The 20,686-nt window shown below is 69.5% G+C and carries 18 protein-coding genes, 1 tRNA gene and 1 pseudogene; 9 read left to right on the top strand and 11 right to left on the bottom strand.

What is annotated here, in order from left to right; genetic code table 11:
• Positions 1-8 precede the first annotated feature (8 nt).
• A complete protein-coding gene (gene coaE / locus CLT68_RS29435) occupies positions 9-1,190 on the bottom strand; it encodes a dephospho-CoA kinase (RefSeq protein ID WP_099857787.1) in 1,182 nt (393 codons plus the stop codon).
• 240 nt (positions 1,191-1,430) lie between these two features.
• Positions 1,431-2,939, bottom strand: coding sequence for a 30S ribosomal protein S1 (rpsA, locus tag CLT68_RS29440; protein ID WP_030337999.1), 1,509 nt, complete (start codon positions 2,937-2,939; stop codon positions 1,431-1,433).
• A gap of 471 nt (positions 2,940-3,410) precedes the next feature.
• Here rpsA and CLT68_RS29445 point away from each other — a divergent pair, with 471 nt between their 5' ends.
• The 4 genes and pseudogenes from CLT68_RS29445 to CLT68_RS29460 all read left to right on the top strand — a co-directional run.
• A complete protein-coding gene (locus CLT68_RS29445) occupies positions 3,411-4,238 on the top strand; it encodes a class I SAM-dependent methyltransferase (RefSeq protein WP_099855864.1) in 828 nt (275 codons plus the stop codon).
• Positions 4,239-4,294: 56 nt separating this feature from the next.
• Positions 4,295-4,897 (top strand): Uma2 family endonuclease, encoded by a 603-nt coding sequence (locus tag CLT68_RS29450; RefSeq protein WP_486482376.1) that lies wholly within the window; start codon positions 4,295-4,297, stop codon positions 4,895-4,897.
• A 52-nt stretch (positions 4,898-4,949) separates the two neighbouring features.
• Complete coding sequence (locus CLT68_RS29455; protein WP_099855869.1) at positions 4,950-5,168, top strand: hypervirulence associated TUDOR domain-containing protein; 219 nt, start codon at positions 4,950-4,952, stop codon at positions 5,166-5,168.
• Positions 5,155-5,502: pseudogene (locus tag CLT68_RS29460) on the top strand (DUF3140 domain-containing protein); the annotation flags it as partial. The gene CLT68_RS29455 and the pseudogene CLT68_RS29460, both read left to right, overlap by 14 nt.
• 436 nt (positions 5,503-5,938) lie before the next feature.
• Here the strand turns inward: CLT68_RS29460 and polA are convergent.
• From polA to CLT68_RS29505, 8 genes are all read right to left on the bottom strand, one after another.
• Positions 5,939-8,638: a DNA polymerase I gene (polA, locus tag CLT68_RS29470; RefSeq protein ID WP_088949290.1), complete on the bottom strand. Its 2,700-nt coding sequence runs from the start codon at positions 8,636-8,638 to the stop codon at positions 5,939-5,941.
• A 134-nt stretch (positions 8,639-8,772) separates the two neighbouring features.
• The gene (locus CLT68_RS29475; protein WP_099855875.1) at positions 8,773-9,486 is read right to left on the bottom strand and encodes an ABC transporter ATP-binding protein; all 714 of its coding nucleotides are present in this window, start codon (positions 9,484-9,486) and stop codon (positions 8,773-8,775) included.
• Positions 9,473-10,414 (bottom strand): ABC transporter ATP-binding protein, encoded by a 942-nt coding sequence (locus CLT68_RS29480; RefSeq protein ID WP_099855877.1) that lies wholly within the window; start codon positions 10,412-10,414, stop codon positions 9,473-9,475. Before CLT68_RS29480 ends, CLT68_RS29475 begins: the two co-directional genes overlap by 14 nt.
• The gene (locus tag CLT68_RS29485; RefSeq protein ID WP_088949293.1) at positions 10,407-11,585 is read right to left on the bottom strand and encodes a branched-chain amino acid ABC transporter permease; all 1,179 of its coding nucleotides are present in this window, start codon (positions 11,583-11,585) and stop codon (positions 10,407-10,409) included. The genes CLT68_RS29480 and CLT68_RS29485 overlap by 8 nt, the downstream gene beginning before the upstream one ends.
• Complete coding sequence (locus tag CLT68_RS29490; RefSeq protein WP_099855879.1) at positions 11,582-12,565, bottom strand: branched-chain amino acid ABC transporter permease; 984 nt, start codon at positions 12,563-12,565, stop codon at positions 11,582-11,584. The genes CLT68_RS29485 and CLT68_RS29490 overlap by 4 nt, the downstream gene beginning before the upstream one ends.
• A 66-nt stretch (positions 12,566-12,631) precedes the next feature.
• Positions 12,632-13,783, bottom strand: a complete 1,152-nt coding sequence (locus CLT68_RS29495; protein ID WP_099855881.1) for a branched-chain amino acid ABC transporter substrate-binding protein — start codon at positions 13,781-13,783, stop codon at positions 12,632-12,634.
• A gap of 364 nt (positions 13,784-14,147) precedes the next feature.
• The gene (locus tag CLT68_RS29500) at positions 14,148-15,335 is read right to left on the bottom strand and encodes a hypothetical protein (protein ID WP_099855883.1); all 1,188 of its coding nucleotides are present in this window, start codon (positions 15,333-15,335) and stop codon (positions 14,148-14,150) included.
• Between the two features lie 65 nt (positions 15,336-15,400).
• The gene (locus CLT68_RS29505; RefSeq protein ID WP_088951901.1) at positions 15,401-16,024 is read right to left on the bottom strand and encodes an ANTAR domain-containing response regulator; all 624 of its coding nucleotides are present in this window, start codon (positions 16,022-16,024) and stop codon (positions 15,401-15,403) included.
• A gap of 105 nt (positions 16,025-16,129) precedes the next feature.
• Between CLT68_RS29505 and CLT68_RS29510 the strand changes: the two genes are divergently transcribed.
• The 3 genes from CLT68_RS29510 (at position 16,130) to CLT68_RS29520 (ending at position 17,718) form a co-directional block, all read left to right on the top strand.
• Positions 16,130-16,206: transfer RNA gene (locus CLT68_RS29510), tRNA-Leu, on the top strand.
• 281 nt (positions 16,207-16,487) lie between these two features.
• Positions 16,488-16,988: a hypothetical protein gene (locus CLT68_RS29515; protein WP_486482377.1), complete on the top strand. Its 501-nt coding sequence runs from the start codon at positions 16,488-16,490 to the stop codon at positions 16,986-16,988.
• 79 nt (positions 16,989-17,067) lie between these two features.
• A complete protein-coding gene (locus CLT68_RS29520) occupies positions 17,068-17,718 on the top strand; it encodes an NAD-dependent epimerase/dehydratase family protein (protein WP_099855888.1) in 651 nt (216 codons plus the stop codon).
• A gap of 9 nt (positions 17,719-17,727) precedes the next feature.
• Here the strand turns inward: CLT68_RS29520 and CLT68_RS29525 are convergent, their stop codons facing one another.
• A complete protein-coding gene (locus tag CLT68_RS29525) occupies positions 17,728-18,906 on the bottom strand; it encodes a trans-sulfuration enzyme family protein (protein WP_099855890.1) in 1,179 nt (392 codons plus the stop codon).
• An 83-nt stretch (positions 18,907-18,989) separates the two neighbouring features.
• Between CLT68_RS29525 and CLT68_RS29530 the strand changes: the two genes are divergently transcribed.
• Together CLT68_RS29530 and CLT68_RS29535 are read left to right on the top strand one after the other, a co-directional pair.
• Positions 18,990-19,469 (top strand): Lrp/AsnC family transcriptional regulator, encoded by a 480-nt coding sequence (locus CLT68_RS29530; RefSeq protein ID WP_088949299.1) that lies wholly within the window; start codon positions 18,990-18,992, stop codon positions 19,467-19,469.
• A gap of 72 nt (positions 19,470-19,541) precedes the next feature.
• Entirely contained in the window at positions 19,542-20,552 is a 1,011-nt protein-coding gene (locus tag CLT68_RS29535) for an LLM class flavin-dependent oxidoreductase (protein WP_199177177.1), read from the top strand.
• The last annotated feature ends 134 nt before the right edge of the window (positions 20,553-20,686 follow it).

Below are 20,686 nucleotides of genomic sequence, written 5' to 3' on the forward strand. Positions count from 1 at the left end.
GGTAACGCTCAGGGCCGCCAGCCGGTCTGCTCGGCCCACTGCTCCGCCCGCAGGTACTCCTCGTCGAACCACGGGTCGCGCGCCGTGCCCGAATCGCCAGCGTCCGGTGCGGCGTCGACCAGGTCCCTCTTGAGCAGCAGGTACGCGGCCCGCTGATCCGGGTCGGCCCGCAGGTGGTCGCGCATCAGCAGCGCGTACCGCCAACCCGGCGAATCGGCCACCCGCACGTGCAGGCGAACCGGGCGGGCCGGGTCCGCGCTGCCGTGCAACCTCTTCTCCCACCGACCGCTGCCGGCCGGGCGTGGGTCGTCCCACCAGTGCCCCGGCACCCGGGGGAACCCGGCGTTCGCCAGCCGGTCGACCAGCGCCCCGTCGGCGTCGGCGAGGCTGCGCACGGCCACCTGCACGTCGATGACGTCCTGGGCGGCGAGGCCGGGCAACGCGGTCGAGCCGATGTGGTCGATCCGCAGGGCGTCCGAGCCGAGCGTGTGCCGGATTCGGGCGGCCAGCCGCTCGTACTGCTCCGGCCAGCTCGCGTCGGTCCCCGCCGGGTCGACCCGGTCCGGCAGGACCACCCGCCGCTCGCGCAGATTGTCCTCGTAGGGCAGCAGCCGCTGCCGCCAGAGGTCGTCGACGGCGTCGTGCAGATCCGCCAGGCTGCCGTCGTTGGTCAGCACCACGTCCGCGGCGGCCCGTCGTCGGGCGTCGTCGGCCTGGGCGGCGATCCGCCGCTCCGCCTCCGCGCGGTCCATCCCCCGGTCGCGCGCCAGCCGCTCCAGTCGGGTCGTCACGGCCGTCTGCACCACGATCACCAGGTGGTACGTGGGCGCGAGCCCCACCTCGACCAGCAGCGGTACGTCGTTGACGACGATCGCGCCGGGTGCCGCCGCAGCGGCCAGCTCCGCGGTGCGAGCCCGAACCCGGGGGTGGGTGATCGACTCCAGCCGACGGCGGGCCTTCTCGTCGGCGAACACCACAGCGCCCAGCGCGACACGGTCCAGTGAACCATCGTCGTCCAACACCGCGTCGGAGAAGGCCGCAACGATCTCGGCCAGTCCCTCAGTGCCCGGCGCCACGACCTCCCGGGCCACCTGGTCGGCGTCGATGAGCACCGCGCCCCGCTCGACCAGCCTCGCGGCCACCGCGCTCTTTCCCGACCCGATCCCGCCGGTCAACCCCACTCTCAGCACCCGACCAGTCAACCGGATCCCCGAGCCCGCCGCCAAACCCACCGCCATCGTCCCGACCGACCCGGCCCGAACGGCCGAGGCCCGCGCAGCCGGCCGACCCGGCCCTGCCCGCCTCGTCTCGGACCGGGCTCGTCGAGAGGCCCGGGCTGCTCCCACAACGAGCGGGCCTCACCCACGACGGGGGCCCCGCCCCCGGCGATCCGAAGATCGCGGGGACGGGGCCCGTCGTCGTTCAGCGGGTCACTTACCGCCGGCGAGCTTCTCCCGCAGTGCGGCGAGCGCCTCGTCGGTGGCCAGCGTGCCGGCCGGCTCCTCGGCCTGCCGGCTCGGGGCCGGGCTGGACGAGGAGGTGGTGCCACCGCCGCCACCGGCAGCGGCCGGGACGACCGGAGTCGGGTTGGCAGCGGCCTCGGCGTCGGCAGCCCGAGAGGTCTGCACCTGCTTGGTGTGGGCCTCCCAGCGCAGACGAGCCTCGGCGTACTGGTTCTCCCAGGTCTCGCGCTGCTTGTCGTACCCCTCGAGCCACTCGCCCGTCTCCGGGTCGAAGCCCTCCGGGTAGATGTAGTTGCCCTCGGTGTCGTACGTCGCGGCCATGCCGTAGAGGGTCGGGTCGAAGTGCTCCTCGCCCTCGACGAAGCCCTCGTTGGCCTGCTTGAGCGACAGCGAGATCCGGCGGCGTTCCAGGTCGATGTCGATGACCTTGACCATGACCTCGGAGCCAACCTGGACGACCTGCTCCGGGATCTCCACGTGGCGCTCGGCCAGCTCGGAGATGTGGACCAGGCCCTCGATGCCGTCGTCCACGCGGACGAACGCACCGAACGGAACCAGCTTGGTGACCTTACCCGGCACGATCTGCTGGATCGCGTGGGTGCGGGCGAACTGCCGCCACGGGTCTTCCTGGGTCGCCTTCAGCGACAGCGAGACCCGCTCGCGGTCCAGGTCGACGTCCAGGACCTCGACCTCGACCTCCTGGCCGACCTCGACAACCTCGGACGGGTGGTCGATGTGCTTCCAGGACAGCTCGGAGACGTGCACCAGACCGTCGACGCCGCCAAGGTCCACGAAGGCGCCGAAGTTGACGATCGAGGACACGACGCCCTTGCGGACCTGGCCCTTCTGCAGCTTGTTGAGGAACTCGGTGCGCACCTCGGACTGCGTCTGCTCCAGCCAGGCCCGGCGGGACAGGACCACGTTGTTGCGGTTCTTGTCCAGCTCGATGATCTTGGCCTCGAGCTCACGCCCGACGTACGGCTGCAGGTCGCGCACACGACGCATCTCGACCAGGGACGCGGGCAGGAAGCCCCGCAGCCCGATGTCGAGGATGAGGCCGCCCTTGACCACCTCGATGACCGAACCGCGGACGACGCCGTCCTCGTCCTTGATCTTCTCGATCGTGCCCCAGGCCCGCTCGTACTGTGCCCGCTTCTTGGAGAGGATCAGACGACCCTCCTTGTCCTCCTTCTGGAGGACCAGGGCCTCGATGTGGTCGCCAACCGTCACAACCTCGGCGGGGTCCACGTCGTGCTTGATCGACAACTCCCGAGAGGGGATGACACCCTCGGTCTTGTAGCCGATGTCGAGCAGGACCTCGTCCCGATCGACCTTGACGACGGTTCCTTCGACAATGTCGCCGTCGTTGAAGTACTTGATGGTCTCGTCGATCGCGGCGAGGAATGCCTCCTCGGAACCGAGATCGTCGTGGGTGACCCGGGTGGCGCTCGAGGGGGCCTCGATGCTGCTCGTCATGTGGGCGGTTGCTCCGGTCGGTGGGTTGTCACAGCAGGCTGGTGTCGCAGTGACCTGTTCGCGCCAACGGATCCGCCGCCGGGCACACCGAACGATCGCCTAGTGAGATCATGATGTGGCTCCGACGACCGCGTACCTGCTCCCTGCCGAGGCAACGCGATCCGCGAGCGCATCGTCTAGCCTACCGTGCGCATTACCACAGCGTGCAAGCCCTCCCGGCTTCTCTCCGTGCGGTGACCTGCGAAAGGCGAACAATCGCCCGTAAACGGCCTCTGCTGTCTCGTGCGTCACAGCAGCCCCAGCCGTCGCATCATCCAGGCGGACATGTGCTCCGCGTGATCGACCCGGTTTCCTGAACATCGGCGTGTCCCACCGGCCCGGACACCGCGACTTCACGGAAACCGGGTCGATCAGGCATCACCGCGCGAGGAGTCGCAGGATCTCGGACGCGCCGCCGTACCGAACGGGGCGATGGGGCCTAGCGTGAGCGCCGTGGATGACGACAGCCGGGTCACCCGGCGCCGGGTGGGTGACGCCGAGGCCCGGCGGGCCAACCGCGGCTGGTGGGACACCGACGCCGACGACTACCAGGCCGAGCACGGCGCGTTCCTCGGCGATGTGGACTTCGTCTGGTGTCCGGAAGGGCTGCGCGAGGCCGACGCCCGGCTGCTGGGCGACCTGTCCGGGCGGCGGGTGCTCGAGGTTGGCTGCGGCGCGGCGGCCGCTGCCCGCTGGCTCGCCACCCAGGGTGCCCGGCCGGTCGCCTTCGACCTGTCCGCCGGCATGTTGCGGCACGCCGCCAAGGCCGCCGACGACACCGGGGTACGCGTACCGCTGGTGCAGGCCGACGCCCTCGCCCTGCCGTTCGCCGACCGGTCGTTCGACCTCGCCTGCACCGCGTTCGGGGCGATCCCGTTCGTGGACGACTCGGCGGCCCTGCACGCCGAGGTGCACCGGGTGCTGCGCCCCGGGGGGCGGTGGGTGTTCTCGGTGACCCACCCGATGCGCTGGATCTTCCTCGATGACCCGGGTGAGGGCGGGTTGACGGCCGTCCACTCGTACTTCGACCGCTCCCCCTACGTGGAGCAGGACGAGTCCGGCGTGGCCACCTACGTCGAGCAGCACCGCACCCTCGGCGACCGGATCCGTGAGCTGGTCGGCGCCGGGTTCCGACTGCTGGACCTGGTGGAGCCGGAGTGGCCGGAGGGGCACGAGGGGATCTGGGGGCAGTGGAGCCCGCTGCGCGGTCGGCTCTTCCCCGGTACCGCCATCTTCGTCACCGAGAAGCCCGCCGACTGAGCGCGTCGCACCCGCAGTCCGCCCTACGTCGCATCGACCGCCGGTAGGCTCGTCCCATGAGCGCCGAGCCCATCCGGACATCACCTGGCCCCTGGTGTCCGGACCCGATGCGGCAGCAGCGTGCCGACTACACGCTGGAGGACCTGCTCACCCTGCCGGACGACGCCCCCCGCGTCGAACTCGTCGACGGAGTTATCCAGGTGACGCCCTCCCCCACCCTGGGCCATCAAGACATCTCGTTACTGCTTGCGCACTGGCTGCTGCAACATGTGCCGGCCGACCTCCGGGTCGTGCAGGCCGTCGGAGTCGGGCTGAGTTCGAACACCAGCCGACAGCCCGACGTTCTGCTGCGGCGGGCCGGCGTGTCTTCCTCCCGATCCTCGCTGCGTCCGGCGGATGTGGTCCTCGCCGTGGAGATCGTCTCGCCCGGTACGCGACGGATCGACAGGTTCGCTAAGCCCGGCGAGTACGCCGCCGCCGGCATTCCGTTCTACTGGCGCATCGAGCAGGACCCGGTGCACGTCTACGCGTATCGGATCGGCGACCGCGTGGGTCCCGGCGGTGAGCGGCAGTACGAACTGGTCGCCGACGGCACCGACGTGATCGAGCTGGCCGAGCCGTTCGACATCAAGCTGCCGATCGCCGAGATCACCCCGTAGCGCGTCGCCGGAACGGCCGTTTCGCCGTCCCGGTGTCGGGTAGCCGAGGAGCATGGCCGAGCAGCGATTCCGCAGAGGCGACCAGGTTTCCTGGTCGGCCCACGGCAGCCGCGCGTACGGCGTGGTGCAGGAAAGGATCACCGAGCGGACGCGGATCAGTGGGCGGGCGGTGAACGCGGCTCCCGACGACCCGCAGTACCGGGTCCGCAGCGACGGCACGGGCCGCGACGTGGCCCACCGACCCGAGGCGCTGCGTCATGAGCAGAGCTGACGACCAGGGCCGGGACACCTACCGGGAGTTCACCGACGCGGTGAACATGAAGCCCGGCGAGCTGTCCACATGGCTAGAAACCGACGAATCGAAGCAGGTCGGCTGGCACAAGGGTGGCCGTTCCGGTGGCGGCGAGTCCGTCGGCCACGAGTCCGGCCGGAAGATCATCAACCTGTTGCGTCGTAAACGCGGCGACCTGTCCGAGGGCGACTACAAGCACATGCGCAAGGTGGTCGGCTACGTCCGACGGCACATGGCGCAACGCCCGTCCGGCAATGTCCGCGACACCAAGTGGCGCTGGTCCCTGATGAACTGGGGCCACGACCCCCTGAAATAGCCCGCGAGCACGCCCGAACCACGTCACTCCACAGCAAGATCCGCACAACTTCGGCGAAGTTGGTGCCTCAGAACCCCGCGACCCAGCACTTTCCCCGAAGTTGCGCAGATCTTGGGCCAGTGTCGGCGCGGCGCGGCGCGGGACCTTGCGAACAAGAAGACGGCGGACGCCATGCGGACCTGGCGACCAGGCGTCGGTACCACGTTGGCGGTAGCAGCGCGGACCTGGCGATCATGGGCAGCTGTCCACCAGGCCGAGCTGGACCGACCGCAGAGACCTCGTCGGGGTTCCGGGGCAGCCCGACCCGCGCAGGGATCAAGCCTGACCGCCCGGAGCGGGTCGGGCTGCCCCGGAACCCCCAACCGCGACCAACCCAGGAACCCCGGCCGCGACGAAGCCCGAAACTCACCCGCGACCGCGACCGCCAAAAGGCTCAGTGGTCAGCGCTGTTCCAGTCCCGCCCCTCGCCCACGGACACCTCCAACGGCACCGACAGCGGGTACGCCCCGCCCATCTCGTGCCGGACCAGCGCCTCCAGAGCCTCCCGCTCACCGGGGGCCACCTCGAAGACCAACTCGTCGTGCACCTGCAGCAGCATCCGCGAGCGCAGCCCGGCCTCGCGCAGCGCGGTGTCGACGTGCAGCATCGCCACCTTGATGATGTCAGCCGCGGAACCCTGGATCGGGGCGTTGAGCGCCATCCGCTCGGCGATGTCGCGGCGCTGCCGGTTGTCGCTGACCAGGTCGGGCAGGTAGCGGCGGCGACCCAGGATGGTGGAGGTGTAGCCGTCCTGACGAGCCCGGGCGACCACCTGGTGCAGGTAGTCGCGCACCCCGCCGAACCCGGCGAAGTAGTTTTCCATCAGCCCGCGCGCTTCCTCGGTGTTGATCCCGAGCTGCTGGGACAGGCCGAAGGCGCTCAGCCCGTACGCCAGGCCGTAGTTCATGGCTTTGATCTTGCGGCGTTGGTCGGGGGTGACCTGGTCGAGCGGCACCCCGAAGACCGACGAGGCGGTGGCGGCGTGGAAGTCGGCGCCGGAGTTGAAGGCGTCGATCAGCGCGTCGTCCGACGACAGGTGCGCCATGATGCGCATCTCGATCTGGCTGTAGTCGGCGGTGAGCAGGCACTCGTAGCCCTCTCCCACCACGAAGGCCCGGCGGATCCGCCGGCCCTCTTCGGTGCGGATCGGGATGTTCTGCAGGTTGGGCTCGGTGGACGAGAGTCGACCGGTGGCCGCCACCGTCTGGTTGAAGGTGGTGTGGATCCGGCCGTCGTCGGAGACCGACTTGAGCAGACCGTCCACTGTCGACTTGAGCTTGGCGACGTCGCGGTGGCGCAGCAGGTGGGCCAGCACGGGGTGCGGCTGTTGCGCATAGAGCCACTGCAGGGCGTCGGCGTCGGTGGTGTAACCCGTCTTGATCTTCTTGGTCTTCGGCAGGCCCAGCTCGGTGAAGAGGATCTCCTGCAGCTGCTTGGGCGAGCCGAGGTTGAACTCCCGGCCCACCGCCTCGTACGCGCCCTGAGCGGCGGCCTTCACCTCGGCGGCGAAGTGCGCCTCCAACTCGGACAGATAATGCGTGTCGGCGGCGATGCCGGTGCTCTCCATGCCGGCCAGCACCCGCATCAGCGGCAGCTCGACCCCGGCCATCAGGCGGGCGGACTGCTCGCCGTCGCGGGACAACTCGGCGTCGATCGCGTCGGCCAGGTCGAGGGTGGCCCGGGCCTGGAGCATCAGGTTCTGCTCGACCACACCCTCGTCGCCCAGCCCGTCGAGGGTGAGCTGGCCGGACTCCGGGACGTCGACGCGCAGCTCCCGGTGCAGGTAGCGCAGCGCCAGGTCGGTCAGGTCGTAGGACCGCTGGTCGGGGCGGGCCAGGTACGCGGCGATCTGGGTGTCCCGGACGATGCCGGCGAGCTGCCAGCCGTGCGCGGCGCAGGCCAGCACGGCCGGCTTGCTGTCGTGCAGCACCTTGGGGCGCTGCTCGTCGGCCAACCAGCTGGCCAGGGCGCCCTCGTCGGTCGGGTCGAGCGTTGCCGGGTCGACCCAGGCCGCCGCACCGCCGGCGGTGGCCAGCGCGAGACCCGTGATCGAGGCGGTGTGCCGGCGGTTGGGGCCGGTGTCGAGCTTGACCGCCAAACCGACGGGGGTGCCGGTCGGCGCGTGCGTGGTCAGCCAGCCGGCCAGCGTGCCGGGCTCGGTGAGAACCTCGCCGGTGAGGTCGAACCCGGACTCGGCCTCCGGCTCGACCGCCTCCAGGTACTGGTAGAGGCGGTCGCGCAGGATGCGGAACTCCAGGGTGTCGAAGACCTGGTGCACGGCCTCCCGGTCCCAACCGGTCCACCGGGCGTCCTCCGGGCGCAGCGGCAGCTCCAGGTCGGAGACCAGGCAGTTGATCTCGTAGTTGCGGATCACGTCGGCGAGCCGCTCGCGCAGGCTGTCGCCGGCCTTGCCCTTGATCTCGTCGGCGCGGGCGATTACGCCCTCCACGCCGCCGTACGTGATGATCCACTTAGCCGCGGTCTTCGGGCCGACGCCGGGGATGCCGGGCAGGTTGTCGCTGGTCTCGCCGACGAGCGCGGCGAGGTCCCGGTACTGCTGTGGCGGAACGCCGTACTTCGCCTCGATCGCGGCCGGGTCCATCCGGGCCAGGTCGGAGACGCCCTTGCGCGGGTAGAGGACGGTGATCTGGTCGTCGACCAGCTGGAACGCGTCCCGGTCGCCGCTGCTGATCAGCACCGTCATGCCCTGGTCGCGGGCCTGGCAGGCGAGCGTGGCGATGACGTCGTCGGCCTCGAAGCCCTCCTTTTCCACCACTGGGATCTGGAGCGCGGCCAGGACCTCCTTGACCAGGCTGACCTGCCCCTTGAAGTCGGTCGGGGTCTCGCTGCGGCCGGCCTTGTACTCCGCGTACTTGTCGGTGCGGAAGGAATGGCGGGAGACGTCGAAGGCGACGACGATGTGGGTGGGCTGCTCGTCGCGCAGGACGTTGATCAGCATCGAGGTGAAGCCGTAGACCGCGTTGGTCGGCTGACCCGTCGTGGTGGAGAAGTTTTCCACAGGCAGGGCGAAGAAAGCCCTGTATGCCATGGAATGTCCGTCGACGAGGAGCAGGCGCGGCGTCGTAGCTGTCACGGCAGCGACTCTAGCCCGTCGCACCGACATCCCTGGCCGGCGGCACCGGGTGACACGACGCCGAAACGGCGTCCGCCCCGAACGCCGACGGCCGGCCACCCCGTGCAGGGGTGACCGGCCGTCGCTCGGGTGGCTCAGGCCACGCCGAGGTACGCCTCCTTGACCGACGGATCGTGCAGCAGGTCCTGACCGGACCCCTCCTTGACGATCCGACCGGTCTCCAGCACGTAGCCGCGGTGTGCCCGCGACAACGCCTGCTGGGCGTTCTGCTCCACCAGCAGGATGGTGGTGCCCTGCTGGTTGATCTCCGTGATGATGTCGAAGATCTGCCGGATCACCAGCGGGGCCAGACCCATCGACGGCTCGTCGAGCAGCAGCAGCTTCGGACGGCTCATCAACGCCCGGCCGACCGCGAGCATCTGCTGCTCGCCGCCGGAGAGCGTGCCGCCGGCCTGCTTGCGCCGCTCGGCCAGCCGCGGGAAGAGGGTCAGCACCCGCTCCAGATCGGCGGCGATGCCGGCGGTGTCCCGCCGGGTGTACGCCCCCATGTCCAGGTTCTCCATCACCGTCATACCCGGGAAGATCTGCCGCCCCTCCGGCGACTGACACAGCCCCCGGACCACCCGCAGGTCGGCCCGGAGCTTGCTGATGTCCTCACCATTGAAGGTGATCTTCCCGTTGGCGAGCGACCGGGTCCCGGAGATGGCCCGCATCGTGGTGGTCTTACCGGCGCCGTTCGCGCCGATCAGGGCCACCACCTCACCCTCGTTCACGGTGAGGCTGATGCCGTGCAGCGCCTCGATCCGGCCGTACGCGACGGCGACGTTCTCGAGCTCAAGCAGCGTCATCGGCTGGCTCCCCCAGGTATGCGGCGATCACCTTCGGATCGCGGCTGACCTCCGCGGGCGCACCCTCGGCGATCTTGCGGCCGAACTCCAGCACCACGATCCGGTCGGTGACACCCATGACCAGCCGCATGTCGTGCTCGATGAGCAGCACGGTCAGGCCCTTGTCACGGATGTTGCGGATCAGGGTGAGGAGCTCCTCCTTCTCCGCCGGGTTGAAGCCGGCAGCCGGCTCGTCCAGGCAGATCAGCTTCGGCTCGGTGGCCAGCGCGCGGGCGATCTCCAACCGGCGCTGGTAGCCATACGGCAGGTTGCGTGCCTCGTCGTTGGCCCGGTCGGCGATGCCGACGAAGCGCAACAGCTCGAGCGCCTTGGCCTCGGCGGCCCGCTCCTCGAGGATGTGCCGGGACAACCCGAACGTCTTGGCGAACGTCCGGCGAATCTCCTGCCACGACCGCTGGATGCCCGACTCGGCGGTGACCTGCGGCAACTCGTGCTGCTTCGGCCTGCGCCGAGGCAACCGGAAGAGCGCCCCGGGCACGCTGGTCTTGTGCCGGGAGTCGGTGCCGACCATGACGTTCTCCAGCGCCGTCATCTCCGGGAAGAGACGGATGTTCTGGAACGTCCGGGAGATGCCCAGCTGGCTGATCTGGTGCGGCTTGCGGCCGGTCACCTGCTGGCCCTGGAACCGTACCGCTCCGGAGGTCGGCTTGTAGACCCCCGTCATCACGTTGAAGCTGGTGGTCTTGCCGGCGCCGTTGGGCCCGATGAGACCGAGGATCTCGCCCTCGTAGATCTTAAAATTGATCTTGTCGAGGGCCACCACGCCGCCGAAGCGGAGCGTGACGTCGTCGACTTCGAGCAGTACCGACCGGGGCCCCGGCTGGGCCGGGATCTTCGGCGCGGACGTGCTGGTGGTCTGGTCAGACATGAGCAGGCGCCTCCTCTGCCTCGGCCGCGCGGTCCTTCAACTCACGGGCCCGCCGCCGGCTGGGGATCAGGCCCTGCGGACGCAGGATCATCACCAGCACCATGGCCAACCCGAAGACCAGCCACCGATAGTCGGCGAAGTCGCGGAACCGCTCCGGCAGGTACGCCAGCAGGACCGCGCCGAGCGAGACGCCGATCATGTTGCCGGAACCGCCGACCACGACCATGGCGACGAAGAGGATCGAGAGGTTCGCGTTGAACTGGGTCGGGTCGATGAACGCGTTACGGCTGCCGAAGAGGAAGCCCGACAGGCCACCGAGCGCCGCGCCCATGGCGAACGCCCACAGCTTGAACTTGAACGGATACACGCCCATCACCGCGGCGGCGTCCTCGTCCTCGCGGACCGCGAGCCACGCGCGACCAACCCGGCTGTGCTCCAGCCGGCGAACCAGGATCACCATCAGCAGTACGAAGGTGATCGCCAGCCAGTACCAGGGCTTCGCGTCGATCAGACCGAAGACCTTGTTGTCCGCCGACGGCGGACCCTCCGGACCCGGAATGGCCGAGATACCGACCGGACCGTTGGTGACGCCGGTGGCGTTGCGGGCGACGATGCGGATGATCTCACCGAAGCCGAGCGTCACGATGGCCAGGTAGTCACCGCGCAACCGAAGCGTCGGCCAACCCAGCAGCACACCGGAGATCATCGTCAGCACGATCGCGAGCAGGAGACAGATCCCCCAGGTCACCGCCCAGGTCGGCGGCAGGTTGAACTCCTGCTGGATCCACTTGACGACCGGCGAGTTCACCGAGCCGAAGAGCGCCACGCTGTACGCGCCGATGGCGAAGAAGCCGATGTAGCCGAGGTCGAGCAGGCCGGCGAGGCCGACCACCACGTTCAGACCGATCGCGACAAGCACATAGATGGCGCAGATGAAGAGCACACCCGCCCAGTTGTTGCCGCCCTCGATCGAGTCGGTACGCAGGTTGTTCAGACCGGGGATCATGAGACCACCGGGCAGCTTGCCCAGGTACGGCAGGTGGTAGACGAAGACGAGCAGAGCCACCACACCGATGGCCTTCTGCCACTTCGGCAGGGCCTGCCAACGGTCGCTGACCGAGGTCAACAAACCGACCCGGCGGCGGTCTGCGGAGCGAATCTTGTCGATCATGCGCGGGCCCTCCCGAGCGACTCACCCAACAGGCCGGTGGGCCGGAACATCAGCACCACGATCAGCACCACGAAGGCGATGACGTCCTCCCAGTTGGACGCGAAGAGCGTCGCGCCGTAGACCTCGACGATGCCGAGGAAGAGGCCACCCAGCAGCGCACCGCGCAGGTTGCCGATGCCGCCGAGGACCGCTGCGGTGAACGCCTTCAGGCCGAGCACGAAGCCGATGCTGTTCTGCGTGAAGCCGAACCGCATGCTCCACAACAGCGCGGCGGCGCCGGCCATGATGCCTCCGAGCACGAAGATCAGCATGATCACGCGCTCCTGGTTGACGCCCATCAGCGCGGCGGTTTCCGGGTTCTGGGCCACGGCCCGCACACCCCGGCCGTACCGGGTGCGGTTGATGAACCAGTCCAGCACCGCCATCATGGCCACGGCCGCGACGAAGACGATGAGCTGGATGTTCGTGATCGCCGTGTTGCCGATGGTGAAGAGGGTCTCCTGCTGGATGATCGTCGGCATACCGACGATCTGCCGCGGCCGGCCGAACACGTCCGGCAGGGCGCCACCAAGCAGCTTGGGCAGGACCTGCCCGAACAGCTCCACGAAGACCAGCGACAGACCGATCGCGGTGATCAGGAAGATCAGCGGCGGTGCGTTCTTGCGTCGCAACGGCCGGTACGCGATCCGTTCGAGCGCCAGGGCCGTGCCGCCGGAGGCGACCGCCGCGACGACCAGACCGAGCACCAGGAACAGGATCGCCTGGCCGATAGGCGGGTTATTTTGCACCCCGAGCTGGTTCCAGAGGATCAGCACCGCGAAGGTACCGACCATGAACACCTCGGAGTGCGCGAAGTTGATCAGGCGAAGAACGCCGTAGACGAGGGTGTAGCCGAGGGCGATCAGGGCGTAGATCGCACCCTTGGACAGGCCGTCGACCGTGTGCTGGCCGAGATGGCCGATCAGTTCATCGAAATGCACCGGGGGTCTCCTTGAATCGAGTGCGGCCGGGGTGAAACACCCCGGCCGCACTCCATTGCGGGGGCGTCAGCTGAGCTTGAGCTCCTGCAGCGCTTCGATGGCCTCGCCCTTGATCTGGTAGGCCCAGATGACGACCTTCGTCGGGTCGACGTCACCCTTGGAGTCGAACTTGATGTACTTCGACACACCCTGCTTGTCGTACGACTTCACGAACGCCAGGATGTCCCCCCGGCTCTTCTTGCCAGCCTTGAAGGCGTCCAGGTAGATGGTGGCGCCGTCGAAGCCTTCCGCACCGTAGGAGCCCGGCGGGATGCCGAACTTCTTCTGGTAGTCGGCAGAGAAGGTGCCGCCGGCCTTGTCGGCCGGGAGGCACGGGCAGGTGATGATCGCGCCCTCGGCACCGCCGGAGGCACCCTTCGGGAACGCCGTGTCGTAGAGACCGTCCGGACCGACGAACTTGGCGTTGACGCCAGCGGCACGCATCTGCTTCACCAGCGGGGCGGCCTCACGGGTGTAGCCGCCGTAGAAGACGAAGTCAGCCTGCGAAGACTTGATCTTCGAGACGGTGGCGTCGAACTGCGTCTGCCGCTCCTGGATCTTGTCCTTGTTCACGACCAGCGGGCCGAGCTGCTTGCCCAGCTCGTCGGTGATACCGGCGCCGTAGGCGCTGGCGTCATCGACCATGAAGACCTTCTGCGCGTTCTGGGTCTTCAGGTAGCTCGCCACCGCACCGGCCTGCGTGCCGTCGTTGCCGACCACGCGGTAGAAGGACGTGTTGCCCTTCTGGGTCAGGTCGGTCCGGGTCGCCGACGGGCTGACCATCGCCAGGCCAGCGGCCTGGTAGATCGGCATCGTCGCGTCCGACTCACCGGAGAAGTGACCACCGATGACACCGAGGAACGAGTTGTCCCCCGCGATCTGGTTCGCGAACGGGGTCGCCACCGCGGGGTCACCCTGGGTGTCGAACTCCTGCATGGTGACCTTGCAGTCCGCGTTCGCCGCGTTGAACTGCTCCACGGCGAGCTTCGCGCCGTTCAGCGACGGGATCACCAGACCCGCGTTGTCACCAGTGAACGCGCCGAAGATCGCGATCTTGCCACCGCAGTCACCGGACGCGGTTCCACCCTCGCTGCCACCGGAATCCTGGCAACCAGCCGCGACCACCAGGGTCGCGGCGAGCGCAACGGTGCCCAGCGCCCGTACATAGCTTCGCCTCACGGCTTCAGACCTCCTCCAGATGCGGACGCGGCTGACCCGTTGCGACGGCGACAGCAGCAGACCGCAATTCCACCCACCCCGCAGGGACTGCCCCTGCGTTACGGCTCGTGATGGCGGAGCGTACCGACACCGCATACCGTCCCGGAAGACCTGAACGCTGGGTCTGCGAAACCGTTACGAAGACGTGGGCAATCATGTCGATGTCCGTAACAGGTGAATCCGCCGGACGGTCCTTAAACCCACGCCCGGTCGCAGTCCGCCCGCACCCGCCCGGACCGGGCACTGCTGCCGAAAAAGCCGATTGACCTGCGGAAACGTCTCAGCGGGACCGCAACCGGAACCGTGCACCACGTGAACGTCGGTGTCAGACGCCCACACCGGCCGCCCACCACAGCCCGGCCCGCGTCCCATCGTCGGCCGCCAACCACCACCGGTCACCCACCGCCACCAGCGTCACGTCCCGATCAACACCGGCCAGCACATCGAGCGGCGCCGTGACCTCCCGCCACGACCCACCCCGGTCCGACGACACCCACACCGAGTGCCGCGCCCCGTCCGTCACCGCGGCGAACAACCGATCCCCGGACGACACCAGCGACGTCACACTCTGCACCCCGGCCCCGGCCCGCCGCCCGAACGTCCCGGCGGACACCCAACTCTCCGCCTCCTGCCGCCAGGCGCCGAACACCGCCCCACGCAGACCGACCGCCACCGGCACCCCGCCGACCAGCACCACCCGCTGCAACTCCTCGTACTCCGAACTGCCCGGCAGCACGGTGCGCCGCCACGACCGCCCGTCCGGTGACGACCAGACCGCCGGGTCACGGTCGATCCGGCCGGCCGGCAGAAGGCCGCCCACCGCCAACCAGCCCGACGACGTCGCCACCGAGTCGAACGCCCAGGTCACCCCCACCGCGTCACTCGCCAGCTCCGGCGCACCCTCGACCAGCGCGAACTCCGCCACGTCCGGCGACGACACCCAGGAAGCCGCGCCCGCCGAACGGTTACCGACGATCAACCAGCCCTGCGCACCCGCCGTCAGGCGGGACACGTTCACCGCCGTCGGGCCGCCGTACGTCTCGAACGACGCCTGCACCTCGACCAGCGCACCGTCGGCCACCTGCCGCCAGGTGCTCACCCGCGGGTAGCCGTGCGCGCCACCGACCTTGGCACCGATCAGCGCCGCCTTCCCGTCCCGGCAGGCCACCGACAGGAACACGTTCTGCCGACCGTAGAAGGACTCCGCGCGAACCGGCAGCACCGTCCAGGTCGTACCGTCCACACTGGTCCAGGCCGCCGGACGCGTGCCGCCCTCGGCATCGACGACGCCACCGACCACGAACCACCGATCCGCGCATGACGCCGCGTCACGTATCAGTGGACGCCCCGCACCGCCCGGCGGCGCCGGCAGCGTCAGCGGCTGCCAAGCCGGCCGCAACGCCGGCGCGGCCGGCGTCGCCGACCCCGCGCCGTCGGGCGCGGCCGACCCGTCGCACCCGGCAAGCACCAGCGTAAAGAGGCCGAACACCGCGATCACCCGTCGGACGGACATCCGCCGATGCTAACCACCGGACACCGCTCACGGCGGCCCACACGGCCCGTTGTCGCGCGGAGCGCTCAGACGGTCGGCTGCTGCGACACCTCGCCGCCGGCGGTCTCCGCGAGGATCCGCTCGGCGACCTCCTTCATGGTCATCCGGTGGTCCATCGCCGTGCGCTGGATCCACTTGAACGCCTGCGGCTCGGTCATGCCGTACGTGGTCATCAGCGCGCCCTTTGCGCGCTCCACCGCCTTGCGGATCTCCAGACGGTCGGTCAGGCTCGCGACCTCGGCCTCCAGGGCCGCGACCTCCGAGTAGCGCGACAGCGCGATCTCCACCGCCGGGACCAGGTCACTCTTCTGGAAGGGCTTCACGAGGTACGCCATCGCGCCCGCCGCCCGCGCCCGCTCCACCAGATCACGCTGGCTGAACGCGGTCAGGATGATCACCGGGGCGATCCGGGCACCGGCGATGCGCTCGGCGGCGGCCAGCCCATCCATGATCGGCATCTTGATGTCGAGGATGACCAGGTCGGGCTTCAACTCCTCGGCGAGGCGAACGGCGGTCTCGCCGTCGCCGGCCTCCCCCACCACCTCGTAACCCTCTTCGACCAGCATCTCGGCGAGGTCCAGCCGGATCAGCGCCTCGTCCTCGGCGATCAGTACGCGCCTGCGCTCGGTATCCGTCGGCATCTCAGCCACCAGCCCTACCCCCACCAGTTCGAACGCGTCACCCGCCCAGCCGGGTGTCACCGCCCTCAGCGTAGTAGGTAACCTATGGGAGGCCACCAGAGCATGCGGCCAAGCGTCCCCGTATTCCAACCGGCAGAGAAGCGGAGCTCAAACCTCCGACAGTGTGGGTTCGAATCCCACCGGGGGCACCAAAAGTGTCGTACGCCTGTTCCAAAATCGTGCTGTGCACCCACCTGAACTGCGCCTACAGGCCCGCGCCCTCCGCGCTCGCGGACACAACATTCACGCAGTAGCTCGCACGCTCTCACTGCCATACGCGACGGTCTGGCACTGGTGCGTCGATCGACCCGAACCGGTGAAGCGCGGCACTGAGCTACGGTGCTTCCGATGCCGGCCGGATGTCGAGAATCCGACCGACCCCGCCGCCTATGCCTACCTGCTCGGTCTCTACCTGGGCGACGGTCATCTGGCCATGTCACCAAAGGTCCCGGTGCTCCGAATCGCTTGTACGGCCATCTATCCGAATCTCACCGACGCGTGCGAGGCCGCCATGCTCGCGGTGCTCGCCGCGCGTGTGCAGAGGATCCCCAAGCAGGGCTGCATCTCGATCGAGAGCAGTGGGGCGCACTGGCCGTGCCTGTTGCCGCAGCACGGCCCAGGTAAGAAGCACGAGAGGCCGATCGTCCTGGCCGACTGGCAGCGACCGATCGTCGAACGACACCCGGGCGACTTCCTGCGCGGCCTGTTCCACTCCGACGGCTGCCGCGTCGCCAACCGGGTCACCGTGCGCGGCAGGGCGTACGTCTACCCGCGTTACATGTTCGTCAACGAGTCGGCCGACATCATGCGGCTGTGCCAGTGGGGCCTCGACCTGCTCGGCATCGACTGGCGGATGAACCGGCGCAACTCACTCTCGGTGGCGCGACGGGGCGCGGTCGCCGTGTTGGACCGGCACGTGGGCCCAAAGTCCTGACCGGTACCGCGCGGATCACACCGACCGTGGGAGCCTGGCCGCCAGGCGGCAGCGGGATCGACGACAGGGGTGGGAACTGATGCGGGTGGTCATCTTCGGTGCGACCGGCATGGTCGGCCAGGGCGTGTTGCGGGAGTGCCTGCTCGCCGACGACGTGCGGGAGGTGCTGACTGTCGGTCGCCGGTCGACCGGTCGGCAGGACCCGAAGCTGCGGGAGCTCACGGTCGCGGACGTGGGTGAGTTGGCTGCGGTGCGCGCCGAGTTGACCGGTGTGGACGCGTGTTTCTACTGCCTGGGCGTGTCCTCTCTGGGTCTGGACGAGGCGGCGTACACGCGGGTGAGCTACGACTACCCGCTCGCGGCGGCACGGTTGTTGGCGGAGGTGAGCCCGCAGGTCACGTTCGTCTACGTGTCGGGCCAGGGCACCGATTCGTCGGGTCGGGGTCGGGTGATGTGGGCGCGGGTCAAGGGTCGGGCCGAGAACGCGATCATCGAGCTGCTGCCCAACGGCTACGCGGCGCGTCCCGGTTTCATCCAGCCGACCTACGGGGCGGTGTCGAAGACCCGGTTGTACCGGTTCGGGTACGCGGTCGCGCGGCCGCTCTTTCCGGTGTTGCGTCGGTTGCTGCCGAGCCAGGTCACCACCACCGACGGGATCGGTCGGGCGATGCTGCGGGTGGCTCGGGAGGGCTCGCCGCGTCGGGTGTTGGGCAACCGCGAGCTGCGCTGACCGGGCCCGTCAGGCGATCGTGTCGAGGGCCTGGGCGAGGTCGGCGCGCAGGTCTTCGGGGTCTTCGAGACCGACCGAGAGCCGCAGCAGGGCGGCGACGGGTTTCGCGTCGCCCTCGACGGGTCGGTGGGTGAGCGAGGCGGGGTGCTGGATGAGGGTGTCGACGCCGCCGAGGGAGACGGCGTGGGTGATGAGGCGGCAGGCGCTGGTGACGGCGGCAGCGGCGGGTGCGCCGCCGCGTACCTCGAAGGCGAGCAGGCTGCCGGGTCCGGCCATCTGCCGGCCGACCAGCGCCGCCGGATCGTACACCGAGGGGTGGTGCACCCGGTGTACGGCCGGGTGGTCGGCGAGCCAGCCGGCGAGCTTCTCGGCGCTGGCCTGTTGGGCGCGGACCCGCAGCGGCAGGGTCTGCAGGCCGCGGTGCAGCAGGTAGCCGCCCAGTGGGTGCAGGATCGCGCCGGTGACCGCGCGGACCTGGCGTAGTCGCGCGGCCCAGTCCGCGTCGCAGGCGACGACGCCGGCGAGCACGTCGCCGTGCCCGCCGATGCTCTTGGTGGCGCTGTGCAGGACGAGGGTGGCGCCGTGTCGGGCGGGTTGTTGCAGGACGGGGGTGGCGACGGTGTTGTCGACCAGCAGCGGGACGTCGCCGGCCGCGGCGGCGAGAGCGGCGATGTCGACCAGGTCGAGGGTGGGGTTGGCGGGTGTCTCGACGATGACCAGCGCGGTGTCGGGGCGGATGGCGGCGGCGACCTCGTCGGGGCGTGCCCAGGTGACGGTGGTGCCGAGCAGGCCGGTGGCGAGGACGTGGTCGGTTCCGCCGTAGAGGGGCCGGACGGCGACGACGTGCCGGCGGTCGTCGCGGGCGGCGGCGAGCAGGGTGGCGGTGAGGGCGGCCATGCCACTGGCGAAGGCGACGGCCTGGGCGGTGCCCTCCAGTTCGGCGAGGGCGGTTTCGAAGCGGGCGACGGTGGGGTTCCAGAGCCGTTGGTAGACGGCGCCGCCCTCGGCGGGGAGGGTGCCACCGGTGGCGAGCTGCTCGTACGCGGCGCCGCCGTCGTCGACCGAGGGCAGTGGGTTGGTGGTGGACAGGTCGATGGGTGGCACGTGCACGCCGAGGGCGCGTAGGTCGTCGCGGCCGGCGTGTACGGCCCGGGTGTCCACCGTCGTCATGCCGGTAGCGTCGAACATCTACTGCCTGATGGGCAATGGTTCGGCAGATCATTCTGTCGATCGGCTTGGTTTTGGTGGCGTATTCGGGCGATGATGGCGGGATGCCTCCTGAGCCGAACGATGTGCGGCCGTATCCGGCCCTGGACGAGGTGGACCGCGCGATCCTGAGCGAGCTGGCCGCTGACGGTCGTCTGCCGAACAACGCCCTCGCCGAGCGGGTGGGGGTGGCGCCGTCGACGTGTCTGACGCGTACGCGGGCGCTGCGCGAGCGTGGCGCGATCCGTGGTTTCCATGCCGAGGTGGATCCGGCCGCGCTCGGCCTGCCGTTGCAGGCGTTGGTGTCGGTGCGGCTGACGGCGCACGAGCGGGCGGCGGTGGACGCGTTCCGGGCCCGGTCGGTGCGGCTGCCGGGGGTGGTGTCGGTGTTCCACGTGGCCGGCGCGGAGGATTACGTGCTGCACGTGCGGGCGGCGTCCGGTGACGCGTTGCGGGACTTCGTGCTGGACCATCTGGCGGTCGACCCGGTGGTGCAGCACACCCAGACCAGTCTGATCTTCGAGCAGGCGCGCGGAATGGGCTGAGCAGCGGGTGAGCTGGCCGACGAAAACCCGCGTGGCGGAACAAAGCCGCCCGTTGACGGGTTGGTTGACCTTGTGATCACCGTACCGTTGTCTGTTCTTGATCTTGCCCCGGTCGCCAAGGGCACCTCCGCTGGCGCGGCGTTGCAGGCCACCACCGAGCTGGCCCGACGCACCGAGGAGCTGGGCTACCACCGGTTCTGGGTGGCCGAGCACCACAACATGCCGGCGATCGCCAGCTCCGCGCCCGCGGTGCTGCTGGCGCACCTGGCCGCGAACACCTCGACGATCCGCCTCGGGTCGGGTGGGGTGATGCTGCCCAACCACGCGCCGCTGGTGGTGGCCGAGCAGTTCGGCACCCTGGAGGCGCTGCACCCCGGTCGCATCGACCTCGGTATCGGCCGGGCGCCGGGCACCGACCAGGTGACCGCGCTGGCGTTGCGGCGCACCATGGAGGGCCTGTCGGCGGAGGGCTTCCCCCGCGAGCTGGCGGACCTGATGAACTACTTCAGCGGGGAGAAGCCGGGGCAGATCGTCGCCACGCCGGGTCACGGCGAGCAGCCGGCCGTGTGGCTGCTGGGTTCCAGCGGTTTCAGCGCCCAGCTCGCCGGTCTGCTCGGCCTGCCGTTCTCGTTCGCGCACCACTTCAGCTCGGCGAACACCCTGCCTGCGCTGGCCCTGTACCGGCAGAACTTCCGGCCGTCGCAGTGGTTGGACAAGCCGTACGCGATGGTGGCGGTCAACGCGGTGTGCGCGGAGACCGACGAGCGGGCCGAGTGGCTGACGGGGCCCAGCGCGTTGTCGTTCCTGAAGTTGCGCTCGGGCCGGCCGGAGCCGCTGTCGACGCCGGACGAGGCGGCGGCGTACCCGTACTCGGAGTTCGAGAGGGAGTTCGTCCTGCAACGCCGAGACGGTCAGGCGATGGGTTCGCCGGAGACGGTGCGCCGGCAGCTGACCGAGTTGATCGAGCGCACCGGCGCGGACGAGCTGATGCTGACCACGCTCGTGTACGACGTCGAGGACCGGGTGCGGTCGTACGAGTTGATTGCCGAGCAGGTGGCGGGCGGTCTGCACCGGGCGGCGTGAAACACGATCTTCACGTCAGCGTCACCCGGCCGACCCGGACGGTGCCTAATGTTGGTGCCGGTGGTGGTACGGCATTCTCGGTCGGGACGGGTCGAGAATGCCGCGGTGTGGCGCACCGGGCCGGAGCTGAGCGG

This window comes from Micromonospora sp. CNZ299, assembly GCF_002754415.1.